Here is a 16903-nt window from a genome sequence, read left to right as displayed (position 1 = left end):
TGGCAAAGGCATCGAAGACGCGGTCGACGATCGTGCGCGGCGCGCGCGCGTCGGTTCGGACCGATTCCACCACATGATCGAGCGCGACGGTGAGATCCTTGATCATCGATTCCATCAGCGCCATCTGCAGGCCCGCCGCCGATCCGAAATGATAAAGGATATTGGCGTGGGTCATGCCCAGTTCGTCGCCGACGTTGGCGAGCGTCACCGCGTGCGGTCCCCGTTCGAGTAACAGCCGGCGTGCGACGGTTAGCGCCTCTTCGCGCACTTCGGGGCCGGGTCGCTTGCGCCGTTTCGCAGGCGCCGACGAACGCATGGTCATGCTTCAATTCCTTGCGGTCGATCAACCTGATCGCCGTTTGGCCCGACAGGGCCGGTCATTCGCCCAAGGCGAGGTTTGTCCCGTATGAGGGCGCTGCCGCGCGCATGCTGAGATCGGGAGATCAGACGGCACGGCCGGGGCCGCGTCTCGCCGTGCTTCTACCTTTGCCGACGAGCGAGGCGGCTAGCGGTGTCGGCTACAGCCCGGGATACATACTTGATCGACCTCATACTCTGGTCTCCTCACACGGGGCCGGATCGACCCGGCCGTTCGGCCACAGGACCGATTCGGCCACTTCTCCTCTATGACCCACGACGCGCGCCGATAAGACGCGATGACGCCAAATCATGTCGGATTCTACTAAAGCTGTCCCAAAACAGGACGAAAATACCTGGAGCGCTTACGTTATCTGCTTCCAATGACGATTGCGTGGCATGTGCCCGATGCCGGGGTTGAACCGATTGGTCGGATCGAGGCTGCGATAGAAATCCGCGAGGACTGGCTTGGCGTGGTAGAGATGGCCGACATTGTGCTCGGCGGGATATTCGGCGCCGCGGGCATCGAGGATCTCGAGCATGCGATGCTCCAGCGCCAGCGGATCAACGCCCTTCCGCACGATATAATCCTGGTGGAAGACGTGGCAGAAGAAATGCCCGTAATAGAGGCGGTGGAGGATATCGCCGGCGATGTCGTCGGGCAGTTCCTCGACCCATTGTCGGGCGTTGCGCGGCAAGGCGATATCGAGCGCGACGATGTCCTCGACCTCATGGGCATGGACCGCGCGGTAACGCACCGCTGCCCCTGCCGCGACGAAACGGTGGAGAAAGGCGTCCGCAGCTTCTTGCGCGGTACATTCGAAAAAGCCACTCGCGGCGTCGTCGAACTGCGACGCCAGCAAGGCGCGCGTCGCGGCAGCGGCCGACCCCGGCACCTTGAGGATCAGATGGTGCTCGAAGCGATCGCGATAGTCGCGCATCCGCGGTGGGAGATGATCGGGCAGCAGGCGGCCGATGCGCTGCATCAGCCGATCGCTGAGATGCGCCCCGGCCGGGCCCAGCCGCCGCGCCCATGAATCGAACCGCGCCTTGGCCGCGAACAGATGCGGCAGCCGCGCGGTGCCGATCCGCTTGATCGCCGCGAACATATCCTTCCCGTAGCGGTCGGCGATGTCGAACACCGCACGATGCATATATTCGCCCGCGATCGGCAGATGCTCGAACGTGCCGAGAATCGTCCGCCGCAGCGTGGTGAGCTTGGCGGGATCGTTGGTCCCGAGATAGAAAGTGACGCTCCCTTCCTCCTTGGGAAAGGTATCGAGCCGCACCGCGAAGACGATCAGCTTGCCCGCGCTTCCGGCGGCTTCGAACAGGCAGCGGCTGTCGGCGTTGAACCGCGCCGGCCGGTCGCTGTCGATCTTGCGGACATGGCTGACATAGGATCGGTCGTGCGCCCAGCGATCGCTGCAGCCGTCGACCTCGGCCGCGCCGAAAGCGCCGGTGTCGAGCCGGTGGAGCATCGCCTCCGGCTCGTTCCCCAGATCGATGCCGAGGTGATTGACGAGGCTGAGGCTGCCGTCGTCGCCGATCATCCCGAACAGGGCGAGCTGGGTGAACGCCGGCCCGCGCTGGATCAGCGACCCGCCCGAATTGTTGCAGACCCCGCCGACCACCGATGCGCCGAGGCAGGAGGAACCGATCACCGAATGCGGCTCGCGCCCGAGCGGCAGCAGCGCGCGTTCGAGTTCGTTGAGCGTCGCGCCGGCAAGGCATACGACCTGTTCGGCGTCGCGGACCAAATGGATGCCCTTGAGGCGGACGGTGCTGATGATCACCACGCCGCCGGGATAATCGTCGCCCGACGGGGTCGAGCCGCCGGTCAGCCCGGTGTTCGATGCCTGCATGATGATGCTGACATCGGCCGCGACGCAGGCCTGGGCGACGCGCCACAATTCGACCAGCGTCCCCGGCAGGACGACCGCCAGCGCGGCGCCCGATCCGGTGCGATATCCCTCGCGAAAGCGTGCGGTGGCGCGCGGCGCGGTGAGCACCTTGCGTCGCCCGACGATATCGCGAAGGCGGTCGAGCAAGGCGGCGGGGGCGGTCATGATCGAGGTCCGTTCTGGCGCACTGGCGGTCGATAGGAGGAGAAATGGCCGAAAGGCGATTCAGCGGTTGTCGCGGGTGTGGCGATGGTGCTTAACCGCCGCGATTCTTTCCCCATATATGGGTTCTCATGACCTTTTATCTCGGCGTAGACGCTGGCGGCAGCAATTGCCGGTCGCGGTTGATCAAATCTGACGGAACCGTGATCGGCACCGGGGCGACCGGGCCCGCCAATGCCCGGATCGGCATGGACAATCTCTATGCCACCCTGGTCGAGGTGACCGATCAGGCGATCCGCGAAGCGGGGCTCGGCGCTGACGATGTGCGGCGGATCCGTGCGGGCATGGGGATCGCGGGCATCTCGCGCCCGGGGGTCAAAGAGCATCTCGGGGATTTCGCCTTTCCCTTCGCATCCGTCGCTTATGAGACCGATGCCTATATCGCCAACCTCGGCGCCAATGCCGGCGGCGAGGGCGCGATCCTGATCATCGGCACGGGGAGCATCGCGCATATCCGGCTGGCGGACGATTGCTTCACGATCGGCGGCTATGGCTTTCCGATTTCGGACGAGGGCAGCGGCGCGGCGCTGGGGCTGAGCGCGATGCGCCACGCCTTGCGCGCGCTCGACGGGCGCACTCGCCGTACCCCGCTCAGCAGCGCGGTGACCGAGCGTTTCGATCACGATACCGCCAAGGCGATCGCCTGGATGGATGAGGCGACGCCGCGCGATTATGGCAGCCTCGCGCCGCTGGTGATGGATTATGCCGAGGCCGATGATGCGATCGCGCGGTCGATCGTCGAGGATGCCGCATTGCATATCGAACGCTTCATCGAGACGATCTTCGAGCGCGGCGCGCCGCGTTGCGTATTGGTCGGGGGGCTCGCGCCGCGGATGATGCCGTGGCTGCGCGCGCGGACCGTGGCGCGCCTCAGCAGCGCGATGGGCGATCCGCTCGACGGCGCGTTGCGGCTGGCGGGGCATCATCCGGTCACTGCGTCTTGACCTCGTCGTCGGTCATGATGTGCCGGCCGTCGAGCCAGTCGACGATCTCGCGCGCAGCGGGCTGATCGATATCGGCATAACGCGCGCGGAGCGCCTCGCGGCGCGCGCCGAGCCGCTCCCAGCCGGTATCCTGCAGCGCGAGCAGATCGTCGCGCACCATTGCCGCCAGCTCGTCGCCGAGCAGCGCGCGTGCTGCGGTATCGAAGGCCCGGCCGTAACTGTACCCGTCCCCTTGCGCATAATTGGCCGCGAGCGTCAGCGCTGGGATGCATGATAGCCGCGGCTGGATCGCGGGGTTGATCGCATGGCCGGTGAGATGCCCGGCGATCGCCGGCGGGCGCCCGGTGAAGCCGCGCAGATGCAGGAAACGCGACATGCGCGATCCGTCGTTGACCGGATAATTGTCCCACAGACACACTTTGCGGCCGAGCTCCGCCTCGACCTCGCGGAGATGCGCGACGCCGATCTCGGGCGAGAAGACTTCCTCGCCCGTCCAGTAGATCCGCACCTCCGGATCGAGCAGCCGCCCGAGCTCGGCGAGATAGCCCTCTGGCCGCCGGCCGAATACCCGATCGAGCACCGGGTCATAGGAATAATAGCTCGGGCAGAAATAGAGCCGGGTCGCGCGCGTGTGCTGGCTGCAGAAATCGACCAGCTCGGCCTGCTGGCGCGCGAGATCGGGAAGATCGCCGCGCAGATCGTCGAACAGGATCGCGAGATCGTCGATACCGATCGCATCGAAAGCGGTGAGCCGCGCGATCAATTGCCCGCGCGCGGCATCGTCGAAAGGATGCGTCGCCCCCATCGGGGTAAGCGCGATGCCGAAACGCACGCCCGCGTCCCGGCAATCGCCGGCGAAGGCGGCGAGCGCGGCGGTCTGTGCCGGCGGATGCGGCTCGCGCCATATGCGGCGCAGATGAGCATCGCCCTTGGGGCCATAATGATAGAAACGATAGCCGGCGCCGGCGAGGGTGCGCATTACCTCGCTGCGCTCCTCCCACGACCAGGGCGTGCCGAAACGCCCCTCGATCACCCCCAGTTCGACCGTCATTCGCCCAACTCCTCGAGTGCGCCCGCGATCCAGGTTCGCGTGACGCGGCACTGGCGGTCAAGATGGACGAGATCGGCGCGCAGGCCGGCCGCGATCGCGCCGGTCTCCCCGGCGAGGCCGAGGAATCGCGCGGGATTGCCGCTCGCCATTTGCGACGCCTCGACGATCGAGCATCCCAGCATGTCGATCGCGTTGCGGAACGCCTCGGCCATCGTGAGCGCCGATCCGGCGAGCGTGCCGTCGGGCCCGCGGCACATGCCGTCGACCATTTCGACGCGCTGCCCCATCAGCGTGAAGGAGGTGGCGCTGCCGCCGACCGGGGACATGGCGTCGGTGACCAGCATCGCGCCGGCGATGCCGCGCGCCGCGATCGCCACCTTCAGCGTCGCAGGATGGACATGGACCCCGTCGACGATCAACCCGAAATGGCTGGCGCGATCGGCGAGCGCCGCGCCGACCATCCCGGGCTCGCGGCTGCCGAGCTGGGTCATCGCGTTGAACAAATGGGTGAAGCCCGACAATCCCTCGGCGAGCGCGGCGCAGGTCTGCGCATAATTTGCAAGGCTGTGCCCTGCCGCGACCAGCACCCCCGCCTCGCGCAGGCGCCGGATCGTGCCGGGCGGGGCGAGCTCGGGTGCCAAGGTCACCAGCCGGATGCCGCGGGTCGGCCGGGTGAGCCGCGCGAGCACGCTCTCGTCGATCGTGGTGAAGCGCCCGGCGTCGTGGATACCCTTTTTCGCGGGGTTGAGATGCGGCCCTTCGATATGCAGCCCGAGCACGCCGGGCACCCCCGCCGCCAACGCCGCCTCGGCCGCGCCGATCGCGGCGTCGGTCACTTCCGGGTGATCGCTGATCAACGTCGGCAACATGCCGGTGGTGCCGAAGCGCCGGTGCGCCCGCGCGATCGTGCGCATGCCGTCGACGCTCGGCGTATCGTTGAGCAGCACGTCGCCGCCGCCATTGACCTGGGTATCGATGAAGCCGGGGACGAGGCAACCGCCGTTGAGCCGTTTGACGGCATAATCCGACGGAATCTCCGCGGCGCTGTTCCAGCCGACGATCCGCTCGCCCTCGATGAGCAAAGCCTGCTCCTCGATCAATTCGGTCGGCAGCACCAGGCCGGCGCCGGTCAGCGCAATGCGGGTCATAATGTCCGGGTCACTTTCGCGAGATGCGGCGGGCGATCCGGGTCACGCCCGCGCGCGATCGCGACTGCATTGGCGAGGCCGTAGAAGCTCTGGATCGCGGCGATCGCACCGATCACCGGATGCTCGCCGGCGGGGGCGGGGAATTGGATCGTCGCCGCGGCGATATCGTCGGCCGGGCCGGCGGCGATCACCGGGGCGCCGCGCGCGGCGAAATCGGCGAGTCGCTCGCGCAGGCCATGCGCCGAAACGTCGCCCGGGCCGAAGGCAAGCACCGGATCGCCCGCCTTGACCAATGTCATCGGCCCGTGCGCCACCTCGGCCGAGCTGAATGCCTCGGCATAAAGGCCGGCGGTTTCCTTGAGCTTGAGCGCGGCTTCGCCCGCGATCGGCAGCGTCGGTCCGCGCCCGAGGACGAGCAGGTCGCTGGCGGGGATGAGATAGGGAAGCGCGGCGGACCAATCCTGCGCCGCGGCCTCCCGCAAGCGCGGTCCGATCCCGGAAAGCGCGGCGAGCAGCGCGTCATCGCCGCTCCATTCGCCGACGAGATGGGTCAGCGCGACGAGCGTCGCGATGAAGCTCTTGGTCGCGGCGACGCTGCTCTCGGTGCCGGCGTGGACCGGGATGGTGATATCGGCGAGTGCCGCGAGCGGCGAGGCGGTGTCGTTGACCAAAGCGACCACGATCGCGCCCTGCCGCTGCGCATCCTCGCTCGCGGCGATGAGATCGGGGCTGCGGCCCGATTGCGAGATCGCGATCAACGGGATGCCGCGAAAGTGCGGCGACGAGGCGCGGTAAAGCGACCCCACCGACGGCGCGTGGCTGAGCGTCGGGATGCCGGCGTGGATTTCGAGGAGGTGCTTGGCGAACCCCGCCGCCTGATCCGAGCTGCCGCGTGCCAACGTCGCGGCAAAGCGCGGCGCGAGATCGCGCAGCCGGCGACCAGCTTCGCGGACGAGGGTGGCATTGCGTTCGAGTTGGGCCTCGCAGACATCGGGGGCTTGGCGCGCTTCGATGAGCATCCGGCCGGTTTGGGCGTGCATGAACGATGAATACCAATATGGCATTTTGATGCAACTGGTATTATAGTGGTTGCATTACCAGTAGATGAGCGGCATGGCAGGCCCCGAACCCATTGGAGCACGCCATGCTCAAGATCAATCTCGCTGCGACCGACAGCCAGGCTTTCGTCAACGAGGATGTCGTCGGCCATCACGGCAATGCCGCCTGGGTGATCGACGGCGCGACCGGGATCGGCGCGGCGCTGCTCGACGCGCCGAGCGATGCATCGTGGCTGGCGCGTCGAGTCGATGCCGCGTTTCGCGCGCAGCTGGCGGAGCAGCCGATGATCGCGACCACCGTGCTGGTGCGGCGCGCGATCGAGATCTGCCGCGACGCGCTCGCGGCCGCGGCGACCCGCGCGCCCGAGGGGCCGCATGAACATCCCTCGGCGGCGTTCGCGATGCTGCGCGATTTCGGCGATCATGTGGAGCTGACCAGCCTCGCCGATTGCGCGGTCGCTTATGTCGACGAAGCCGGGCAGGCGCAGCTGTTCAGCGACGGCTCGCACGAAACGATCGAGCGCCGCACGCTCGATCTCGCCGCGCAGATCTTCGCGGCGGACCCCGATCCCGCGCCGGCCGCGCTGACCGAACGGCTGCTCCCGCAGCTTCAGGCCAACCGCCGGCTGATGAACCGCCCGGACGGCTATTGGGTGCTCGGCATCGAGCCCGATGCCGCCGATCATCTCAGCCAGCGCCGGCTTCCCGCGCGTAAGGGGCAAAGGTTCGCGCTGGTCAGCGACGGGTTCCTGCGGCTCGTCGACCTGTTCGGGGTGGCGACGCCGCATGATCTGCTGGCGATCGACGATGCGGCGCAATGGGACGCGTGGCTCGCGCGATTGCGCGCGATCGAGCGCGAGCCGGAATCGCGCCGGCATTATGTCCGCGTGAAAATCCATGACGACGCGACCTTGCTCACTCTCCACATCTGAAAGGCCGCGAATGCGCGTTCTGGGTTATATGAGCGGCACCTCGCTCGACGGGGTCGATGCGGCGATCCTCGAAACCGACGGCGAGCGGATCGACGCGTTCGGGCCGGCGATGCTGCTGAGCTTCAGCGCGGCCGAGCGCGCGGCGGTGGTGCGCGCGACCGAGGATGCGCTGCGCTGGGACGGCATCGGTGCGCGGCCCGCATCGTTCGCCGCGGCCGAGGCGGTGATCCTCGACACGCATGTCCGCGCGGCGCGGGCGGTGCTGGCCGAAGACGGCGGTGCGATCGACCTGATCGGGTTCCATGGCCAGACGGTGCTGCATCGTCCCGAGCGCCGGCTGACGGTCCAGCTCGGCGACGCAGCCGCGCTGGCGAGCGCGCTCGGGGTCCCGGTGGTCGCCGATATGCGTCAGGCCGATCTCGCCGCGGGCGGGCAGGGCGCGCCGCTGGTGCCGATCTATCACCGCGCGCTCGCCGACCGGCTCGCGCTGCCGCGCCCGATCGCCTTTCTCAACATCGGCGGGGTGGCCAATCTGTCGTGGATCGGCGCGGGGGAGGGCATGGCCGCCTTCGATACCGGCCCCGGCAACGGGATGATCGACCTGCTTCTCCAGTCGCGCGGCGCCGGGCGATATGATGAGGACGGCAGGCTCGGCGCAGCGGGGCGGGTCGATCGAGCGATCCTCGATGAATATCTGCGCGCGCCCTACTTCCGTCAGTCCGGCCCAAAGTCGCTCGACCGCTATGATTTCACGCTCGCCGCGGTCGAATCGCTGTCGCTCGAAGATGCTGCCGCGACGCTCACCGCCTTCGCGATCGAGGCGATTCGCTGTGCGGCGGATCTGCTTCCGGCGGCGCCGGACGAGTGGATCGTGTGCGGCGGCGGGGTCCATAATCCCACCTTGATGCGGCTGCTCGGCAAGCGGGTCGGCACATGGCGCGCCGCCGATGACTGCGGGTTGCGTGGCGATTTTATCGAAGCTGAGGCAATGGCTTATCTGGCGGCGCGGTCCGTTCGGGGGTTGCCGCTGACCTTTCCCGCGACTACCGGCGTGCCGCGCCCGATCCCCGGCGGGCGGATTTTTCATCCGCAGAACGCCGGATGACCCGCATCGCGGGTAACGCGGGTACTTTACAAATATATGACCATTGTGTTCTAGTGGTATTAGAAACGTATTTGGCTGCGTCCGGGGCGCAGGCAGGGGAGATATAAGATGACATCGACGAACTTCCGCCGGGCGAGCGCCTGGACCGTGCTGGCGATCGCGCTCGCCCAATCGCCGTCGCTCGCCGCCGCGCAGACCGCGACCGATATCGCGCAGCCGGCGCCGGAGGCCGCCACCGAGCAGCATGAAGTCGTCGTGACGGGCTCGCGCATCCCGCGCACCGATCTCACCGCGACCAGCCCGGTCGCCTCGACCTCGCAGGAAGCGATCAAGCTCCAGTCGGCGCTGACGGTGGAGGATTTCTCGACCAAGATGCCGCAGCTCGCCGGCGGCGTGCGCCAGGCGTCGCAGGGCAGCGATTCGTTTGGCGCGCAGGTGCTCGATCTGCGCAACTTCGGCCAGAGCCGCTCGCTGGTGCTGATCGACGGCACCCGCGCGGTGCCGTTCAGCTTCCGCAACTCGGTCGACGTCAACGCGCTGCCGGCCTCGCTGATCAAGCGGGTCGACGTGCTGACCGGCGGCGCCGCCGCGGTCTATGGCGCCGACGCGGTGGCGGGCGTCGTCAATTTCATCCTCAATGACGATTTCAAGGGCGTTCAGGCCTCCGCCTCGACGCGCCTCGCCGAACATGGCGGCAAGCAATATGGCGCATCGGTCATGCTCGGGACGCCGCTGGGCGATCGCGGGCATATCGTCGTCGCGCTCGATTACACGCAGCGCGAGCAGACACTGTCGGGGTCGCGCGACTGGGCGATCACCCCGACCTCGACCGTGCCCAGCATCGGCGGCCTGTTTACCGACGTCGCGAGCGGGCGTCGCTTCGGCTTCACCGACGGCGGCCAGTTCACCACCAACCCCTCGGCGACCTCGAACATCAGCGCCAATTATCCGCTGATCGAGCCGCTCAAGCGGATCAACGCCGCCGCGCTGTTCAATTATGAGATCACCCCCGCGGTCGAACTCTATGGCCGCGTGCTCTACACCAATGCGCGTACCGAACAGTCGGGCACGCCCGGGCCGAACCCGCCGTCGATCAACCAGACGGTCGGGATCAGCGCGACCAACCCCTATCTCACCGATGCGATCCGCAACCAGCTGACCTTCGTCAACGGCGTCGCGCAGGTGAATGTCCAGCGCTCGCTCGCCGAGCTCGGGCTGATCACTTATCGTACCGAGCGCAATACCTTCCAGGGCCAGCTCGGGCTGCGCGGGCCGATCACCGACAACATCAAATGGAACGTCTACGGCCAATATGGCCGATCGACCGAAAACTCGCCGATCACCGGCGACGGCCTCGTCAGGGATGCCAGCGGCGCGAATAACTTCGCGGCGAATGCCAACAAGGTGAACATCTTCGGGCCGAACCAGCCGGGGATCGCGGCCGCGCTCGGCACGACGATCAACGGCTTCAACCGCAACCGCGATCAGCTCGTCACCTCGGCCAACATCAGCGGCACGCTCGCCGATCTGTTCGCGCTCCCGGCAGGTCCGATCGGATTTGCGGTCGGCGCCGAATATCGCCGCGAAACCGCGCAGATCACGCAGGATAGTGCGCTGCTCACCGGCAATACCTATCGCCAGGGCGTGCAGGCGGCCTATAGCGGGGTGTTCGACGTCAAGGAGCTGTACGGCGAATTGTTCGTGCCGGTGCTGCGCGATCTGCCGCTGATCAAGAAGCTCGATGTCGGCGGCGCCTATCGCTATTCGGACTATAATCTGTTCGGCAACCACGGGACGTGGAAGGTCGAGGCGAACTGGCAGGTCGATGACAGCATCCGCCTGCGCGGCACTTATCAGCGCGTGCTGCGCGCGCCGAATTTCGGCGAATTCGCCGCGACTACCTCGTCGCTGCCGTTCAACAATCTCGTCACCGTGCCGCGGCTCGCGCCGCGCTATGCGGGCGACCCCTGCGTCCTCGGCACCGGCAATGTCGCGCAATGCCAGCGCTTCGGCGCGCCGGCGGTCGGCTCGGCCAATTCGTTCGATCCGAGCTATCTCGAGGGCAATTATTATTACGGCGGCAACGCGGCGATCAAACCCGAGATCGGCAAGACCAAGACCGTCGGCATCGTGCTGACCCCGACCTTCATGCCGCGCTTCACGCTGACCGTCGACTGGTATGAGCTCAACCTCAAGGGTGCGGTCGGCGTGATCCAGCCGGTCGCCGCGATCACCAGCTGCTACATCACCAATCCGACCGCGAACAACCCGCTGTGCGCGCTGGTCACCCGCGATCCGGCGAACGGGCATTTCGTCAACGCCTATGTCAACAACCAGAACCTCGGCCGGCTGACGCAGCGCGGGCTGGACATCGCCGCCAATTATACCTTGCTGGCGGATTGGCTGCCCGGCACCGGGATGCGTTTCTCCTATCAGGGCAATATCGTCACCAGCTATATCATCCAGGCGAACTCGACCGTCGCTCCGGTGCAGTGCAAGGGGACGTTCGGCGCGACCTGTTCGAGCGACGGGACGACGCTGGTGCAGCCGGCCTATCGGCACAATGCCGCGGTCGCCTGGACTTTCGAGGGTGGGCTGGTCCAGCTCAACTGGAACCGCATCGGCAAGGTGAAGAACAGCGCCCCCGGCGCGACCAACACGCTGCCGGCGCAGGACACGTTCGACCTCTCGGCATCCTATGCGCTGACCCACAATCTGACGCTCAGCGGGGGCATCTACAATTTTACCGACAAGGATCCGCCGTTGGTCGCGGCGGGCGGCGTGTTCAACACCTTCCCCGATACGTATGACGTGATGGGCCGCACCTACGGCCTTTCGCTGACCGCGCGCTTCTGATCGCGCGGGAAGCGGCGGCGCGGATGATGCCGCGCCGCCGCGACCCTCTGGGACGGGAAACCGGATGACTCTGCCCTTCACGCTTGCCGACTGGATGGTGATAGCGGGCTATATCGCAGTGCTGTTCGCGGGCGGCTGGCTGTTCATGCCGCGTCACACCGAATCCACCCGCGATTATTTCCTCGCCGGGGGGACGGTGCCGGCCTGGCTGGCGGCGATTTCGGTGCTGTCGGCGACGCAATCGGCGGCGACCTTCCTCGGGGGGCCGGATTACGGCTATTCGAGCGACTATTCCTATCTCAGCACCAATATCGGCGGGCTGATCGGCGCGGTGTTCGTCGCGCGCGTGCTGATCCCGCGTTTCTACGCGGTCGAGGCGACCACTGCTTATGAACTGCTGACCAAGCGCTACAGCATCCGCGCGACGCGCTGGGCCGGGGGGATGTTCCTCGCCGGGCGCGTGCTGGCGGGAGGCGCACGGGTCTATCTCGCCGCGATCGCGATCGCGATGGTGATGACCGGCAACGTCACCCCGGGCAGCATCACCGTGGCCGCCGCGGCGCTGATGATCGCGAGCTTCCTGTTCACCTTCGTGGGCGGGCTCAAATCGGTATTGTGGAACGACCTCATCCAATTCGCCATCTATCTTGGCGCGGCGGTCGCGGTGCTCGTCTTCCTGCGTCTGTCGATCCCGGCCTCCACCGCGGAGATCATCCACGGCGTGATGCATACGCCCGAAGGGGTGAACAAGCTCAGGCTGTTCGATTTCTCGCTTGATCTGTCGCGGCCCTTCTCGATGCTCGCGGTCGTCACCGGGGTGGCTTTGCTCTACATCGGCAATGCCGGGCTCGACCAGGACACCACCCAGCGGCTGCTCGCCTGCCGCGACGCCAAGACCGGCGCGCGCGGGCTCTATCTCTCGGTGCTGGCGACGGTGCCGGTGGTCGCGGTGTTCATCACGATCGGCCTGCTGCTCTACGTCTTCTACGACCGGCCCGATCTGATGGGCGGCGCCACCGCCTCCGCCGCGCGGCATTTCGGCGGCGAGAAGGTCAGCATCTTCATGCATTATATCCTGACGCAGGTGCCGTCGGGGCTGCGCGGGCTGGTGACGATCGGGGTGATTGCGGCGGCGGTGGCGACGACCAATTCGGCGCTCAATGCGATGTCGTCGGTCGCGGTGCAGGATTTCTATCGCCCGTGGCGCGAGAGGCGCGGCACGGTGACGGAGCAGCATTATGTCCGCGCCGGCCGGGTCGGCATGGCGCTGATCGGCGTCGCGATGTTCGGTACCGCGGTCGTGTCATATTATTGGCAGCATCACACCAATATGGGGCTGCTCGAATTCGCGCTGCAGGTGATGGTATTTTCCTACGCAGGGCTGCTCGGCGTCTATTTCACCGCGATCTTCACCCGGCGCGGCACGACCGCGTCGGTGATCGCCGCGCTGCTCGGCGGTTTCGTCGCGGTGCTCATGCTCCAGCCCGCGATCGCGCGCGCGATCGGGCTGCCGCCGGTGCTCGCCACGCTCGCCTTCCCCTATCAGCTGTGCATCGGCACGCTGATCGCCTTTTTGATCTGCGTCATCCCGTCGGGCGCGGATCGTGTTAGCGTTCATCCCCGAGGACAGCATGAATACTGAGATCATCGACCCGCGTTATATCGACCTTGCAAGCTGGCCGACCGAAATTGCGGTCGAGGCGATGCTCGAAGGCCAGCTCGCCGCGGTGGCCGCGATCAAGGCGCAGATCCCCGCGATCGCCGGCGCGGCGGATGCGGCGGCGGAGCGGCTCGGCGAGACGGGGCGGCTGGTCTATGTCGGCGCCGGCACCTCGGGGCGCGTCGCGGTCCAGGACGGGGTCGAGCTCTATCCGACCTATAGCTGGCCGCGCGAGCGCGTGCTGTTCCTGATGGCGGGCGGGCTCGCCGCGCTGACCGAGAGCGCCGAAGGCGCGGAGGATGACGAAGCCGCGGCGCGGCATGCGGTCGCGGAAGCGCGGATCGGCGCCTCGGACGTCGTGATCGGCGTCGCTGCGAGCGGCCGCACGCCCTATACCGTCGCCGCGATCGTCGCGGCGCGCACGGCGGGGGCGCTGACGGTCGGCCTCGCCAACAATCCCGATAGCCCGCTGGCGGGCGCGGCCGAACATGGCATCACCGTCAGGACCGGGGCGGAGATCGTCGCCGGTTCGACGCGGATGAAGGCCGGGACCGCGCAGAAGGCGGTCTTGAACATGCTGTCGACTGCGACGATGCTGCGGCTCGGCCGGGTGCATCGCGGGTTGATGGTGAACATGCGGGTTTCGAACGAGAAGCTGCTTCACCGTGGTCGCGAGATGGTGCGCGACATCGCCGGCGTCGACATGGCGGCGGCGGCGGATGCGCTCGATGCCGCCGGCCGTGAGATCAAGCCCGCGGTGCTGATCGCGCTCGGCGCGACCGAGGCGCAGGCGCGGCAGGCGCTCGCGCAGGCGGGGGGCGATCTTTCGCGGGCGATCACCGCGTGGCGGGCCGCCGATGCGTGATATCCTGCTCGCGCGCGGCGACGACAATACGCCGCTCTATCTCCAGCTCGCGCGCAACCTGCGCCATCATATCGCGGGCGGCGGGATCGATCCGGGCGATGCGCTCCCCTCCGAACGCGAGCTGACCGAGCTGACCGGGCTGTCGCGGGTCACCGTCCGCAAGAGCATCAACCAGCTGATCGAAGAGGGTATCCTCGTCCGCAAACAGGGCTCGGGCACCTTCGTCGCGCGGCGCATCGAAACGCCGGGGTCGGTACTCAGCAGCTTCACCGACGACGCCCATAAGCGCGGCGAGAACCCGGGCGTGATCTGGATGATCAAGGCCTATGCCCAGCCGACCGACGAGGAGGCGGCGATGCTGCGGATCGCGACGTCGACGCAGGTCGCGCGGCTCGGGCGGGTGCGTTTGTCGGGCGGGGAGCCGCTGGCGATCGAACATGCCGTGGTCCCTGCCGAATTCCTCCCCGATCTCGATCAGATCGGCGATTCGCTCTACGCCGCGCTCGAAAAGAACGGCCACCGCCCGGTGCGCGGCAAGCAGCGCATCCAGGGCGCGCTCGCTGCGCCAACCGAGGCGGGGATGCTCTCGACCGAGCAGAATGCCGCGGTGCTGCGTATAGAGCGGATGGCCTTTCTGGCCGACGGCCGGCCGGTCGAATTCACCCGCTCGACCTATCGCGCCGATCGCTATGTCTTCGTCTCCGATCTCGAAGGCGCGCAAACCTCTTCCCGGCTCGAATAGCCGCGCCGCGCTTTCCCCTACGCCCCGCATCCGGCTATGATGTTGCGATGACGGGCCTTCCCGCACCGTGCGACGCCGCGACGACCGTTTCCGGAACGGGACGGGAGCCGCGCCATGCCACCGCGATCCTGTTCGCCACCGTGCTCGCATCGAGCCTGTCGTTCGTCGACGGCTCGGTCGTCAATGTCGGGCTCGCCGCGATCGGGCGCGAGCTCGGCGCTTCCCCCGCCGAGCTGCAATGGGTGGTCAACGCCTATCTGCTCCCGCTGTCGGCCTTGCTGCTGCTCGGCGGGGCGGCGGGCGACCTTTACGGGCGCCGGCGCATGTTCCTGCTGGGGGTGGGGGCGTTCGGCGCTGCGTCGATCCTGTGCCTCTCGGCGCCGGGGCTGGACTGGCTGATCGCGGGGCGAACGATCCAGGGGATCAGCGCGGCGATGTTGCTCCCCAACAGCCTCGCGAGCCTCGGCGCCGCTTTCGCCGGGGAGGAGCGCGGCAAGGCGATCGGCACCTGGGCCGCGGCCGGGGCGGCGGCCGGCGCGATCGGCCCCCTCATCGGCGGCGCGCTGATCGACGCGGTGAGCTGGCGCGCGATCTTCCTGATCAACATTCCGCTCGCGATCGGCGCGGGGTGGCTCGGCTGGCGCTACCTCCCCGAGAGCCGGGGCGAGACCGGCAGCGGGCTCGATTGGCCGGGCGCGGGGCTTGCCACGATCGGCCTCGGCGCGATGACCTGGGGGTTGACCGTATTGTCGGGGCATGTCGCGGTGCGCGGCGGCGGTTGGGCGATCGGTGTCGGCGGCGTGGCGCTGCTGCTGTTCCTGTGGGTCGAGCATCGCCGCGGCGACCGCGCGATGATGCCGCTCGGGCTGTTCGCGACCCCCTCCTATATCGGGCTCTCGATCCTGACGTTGCTGCTCTATGGCGCGCTGGGCGGGCTGTTCGTGCTGTTCCCGTTCCTGCTGATCGGGGCGGGCGGCTATACGGCGACCCAGGCCGGCGCGGCGCTGCTGCCGCTGTCGATCGTGATCGGTCTCGCCTCGCGTGCGATGGGCAAGCTCGCCGCGCGCATCGGGCCGCGCTGGCCGCTGACGATCGGGCCGCTGGTGGTCGCGGCCGGCTTCCTGCTGGCGAGCCGGATCGATCCGACGCAATCCTATTGGACGGGGGTGATGCCCGGGCTGCTGGTCATCGCGGTCGGCATGGCCGGGGCGGTGGCGCCGCTCACCACGGCGGTGATGAATTCGGTCGACGAACGGCATGTCGGCACCGCGAACGGCGCCAATAGCGCGCTCGCGCGCACCGGCGGGCTGATTGCTACCGCTTTGCTCGGCTCAATACTCGCGGGGCGCGGCGCGGTGCTGGTGCACGGCGTGGCGACGGCCTGCCTCGTCGCGGCCGGGGTCAGCGCCGTCGCCGGCATCGCCGCGCTGTTGCTGCTCGAGCCCGAGCGTCTGACCGCCGAATAGGCCGCGCGGCCGGTCCGCCACCCCGAATGCAGCGCTTTCTGGCGAAAGTCGCTTGCGTATTCGTGCCTAAGTGGGTGAGATTACGTCCGCAGTTTCGCCCGGAAGTGGCGGAATAGCATGTCGTCTTTCGGACGAATGAAAGGAGTTCAGCGATGAGATTGCTCTCGAGAACGCTGGCGGGGCTGACCGCAATGGCATCGATCTTGTCGACCGTGCCTGCCACCGCGCAGGGCCGGTGGGACGATCACGATCGCGGCCGGCGCGACGACGATGGGCGGCGCGACTGGCGCGACCAGCGCCACGACAATGGTCGTCGCGGATGGCGGGACGATCGCGACGGGCGGTCGCAATATCGCTGGCACAATTACGGCGGCCGCTACGGCTATAACGGCTATCGCGGCCGCTGGCGTACCGGGCAGCGCTTCACCTATTGGAACGACAATCGTTATTACGTCAACGACTGGCGGCGCTACAATCTGCCCCCGCCCCGCCCCGGCTATCGCTATTATCGCGACGACAACGGCGATATCGTGATGGCCGCGATCGCCTCCGGCGTCATCGGGCTGATCCTGGGCAGCCAGATGGGCAATCGC

At 67.5% G+C, this 16903-nt stretch carries 14 protein-coding genes; 9 read left to right on the top strand and 5 right to left on the bottom strand.

Annotation, left to right across the window (positions count from 1 at the left end; genetic code table 11):
• Both BGN95_RS22490 and dld read right to left on the bottom strand, forming a co-directional pair.
• The coding region (locus BGN95_RS22490) for a TetR/AcrR family transcriptional regulator (RefSeq protein ID WP_286774066.1) at window positions 1-322 on the bottom strand (322 nt) is incomplete at its 3' end.
• A 400-nt stretch (window positions 323-722) separates the two neighbouring features.
• The gene (dld, locus tag BGN95_RS22485) at window positions 723-2426 is read right to left on the bottom strand and encodes a D-lactate dehydrogenase (protein ID WP_286774065.1); all 1704 of its coding nucleotides are present in this window, start codon (window positions 2424-2426) and stop codon (window positions 723-725) included.
• 128 nt (window positions 2427-2554) lie between these two features.
• Here dld and BGN95_RS22480 point away from each other — a divergent pair, with 128 nt between their 5' ends.
• A complete protein-coding gene (locus BGN95_RS22480; protein WP_265311573.1) occupies window positions 2555-3427 on the top strand; it encodes a glucosamine kinase nucleotide-binding domain-containing protein in 873 nt (290 codons plus the stop codon).
• On the opposite strand, the gene BGN95_RS22475 is transcribed toward BGN95_RS22480, so the two are convergent.
• From BGN95_RS22475 to BGN95_RS22465, 3 genes are read right to left on the bottom strand one after another with little or no spacing between them, the layout of a single operon-like run.
• The gene (locus BGN95_RS22475) at window positions 3414-4478 is read right to left on the bottom strand and encodes a beta-N-acetylglucosaminidase domain-containing protein (protein ID WP_286774064.1); all 1065 of its coding nucleotides are present in this window, start codon (window positions 4476-4478) and stop codon (window positions 3414-3416) included. The genes BGN95_RS22480 and BGN95_RS22475 overlap by 14 nt on opposite strands.
• Window positions 4475-5626, bottom strand: coding sequence for an N-acetylglucosamine-6-phosphate deacetylase (nagA, locus tag BGN95_RS22470; protein ID WP_286774063.1), 1152 nt, complete (start codon window positions 5624-5626; stop codon window positions 4475-4477). Before nagA ends, BGN95_RS22475 begins: the two co-directional genes overlap by 4 nt.
• Complete coding sequence (locus BGN95_RS22465) at window positions 5623-6645, bottom strand: SIS domain-containing protein (RefSeq protein WP_286774062.1); 1023 nt, start codon at window positions 6643-6645, stop codon at window positions 5623-5625. The genes nagA and BGN95_RS22465 overlap by 4 nt, the downstream gene beginning before the upstream one ends.
• A 125-nt stretch (window positions 6646-6770) precedes the next feature.
• Between BGN95_RS22465 and BGN95_RS22460 the strand changes: the two genes are divergently transcribed.
• The 8 genes from BGN95_RS22460 to BGN95_RS22425 form a co-directional block, all read left to right on the top strand.
• On the top strand, window positions 6771-7616 hold the full coding sequence (locus tag BGN95_RS22460; protein ID WP_286774061.1) for a protein phosphatase 2C domain-containing protein: 846 nt from the start codon (window positions 6771-6773) through the stop codon (window positions 7614-7616).
• A gap of 10 nt (window positions 7617-7626) precedes the next feature.
• Window positions 7627-8721, top strand: coding sequence for an anhydro-N-acetylmuramic acid kinase (locus BGN95_RS22455; RefSeq protein WP_286774060.1), 1095 nt, complete (start codon window positions 7627-7629; stop codon window positions 8719-8721).
• Window positions 8722-8829: 108 nt separating this feature from the next.
• The gene (locus tag BGN95_RS22450) at window positions 8830-11577 is read left to right on the top strand and encodes a TonB-dependent receptor domain-containing protein (RefSeq protein WP_265311567.1); all 2748 of its coding nucleotides are present in this window, start codon (window positions 8830-8832) and stop codon (window positions 11575-11577) included.
• Window positions 11578-11641: 64 nt separating this feature from the next.
• Window positions 11642-13219 carry a sodium:solute symporter gene (locus BGN95_RS22445; protein WP_286774059.1) on the top strand — a complete coding sequence of 526 codons (1578 nt, stop codon included), beginning with the start codon at window positions 11642-11644 and terminating at the stop codon, window positions 13217-13219.
• Window positions 13209-14102 (top strand): N-acetylmuramic acid 6-phosphate etherase, encoded by an 894-nt coding sequence (locus BGN95_RS22440; RefSeq protein WP_286774058.1) that lies wholly within the window; start codon window positions 13209-13211, stop codon window positions 14100-14102. Before BGN95_RS22445 ends, BGN95_RS22440 begins: the two co-directional genes overlap by 11 nt.
• Window positions 14095-14844: a GntR family transcriptional regulator gene (locus BGN95_RS22435; RefSeq protein WP_286774057.1), complete on the top strand. Its 750-nt coding sequence runs from the start codon at window positions 14095-14097 to the stop codon at window positions 14842-14844. The genes BGN95_RS22440 and BGN95_RS22435 overlap by 8 nt, the downstream gene beginning before the upstream one ends.
• A gap of 47 nt (window positions 14845-14891) precedes the next feature.
• Entirely contained in the window at window positions 14892-16310 is a 1419-nt protein-coding gene (locus BGN95_RS22430) for an MFS transporter (protein WP_286774056.1), read from the top strand.
• Between the two features lie 152 nt (window positions 16311-16462).
• A partial coding sequence (locus BGN95_RS22425; protein ID WP_286774055.1) for an RcnB family protein occupies window positions 16463-16903 on the top strand: 441 nt, incomplete at its 3' end.

Origin of the sequence: Sphingomonas sp. 66-10 (assembly GCF_001897045.1) — a bacterium.
Lineage (GTDB): Bacteria > Pseudomonadota > Alphaproteobacteria > Sphingomonadales > Sphingomonadaceae > Sphingomonas > Sphingomonas lycopersici.
This window is presented reverse-complemented; position numbering and strand designations above follow the sequence as displayed.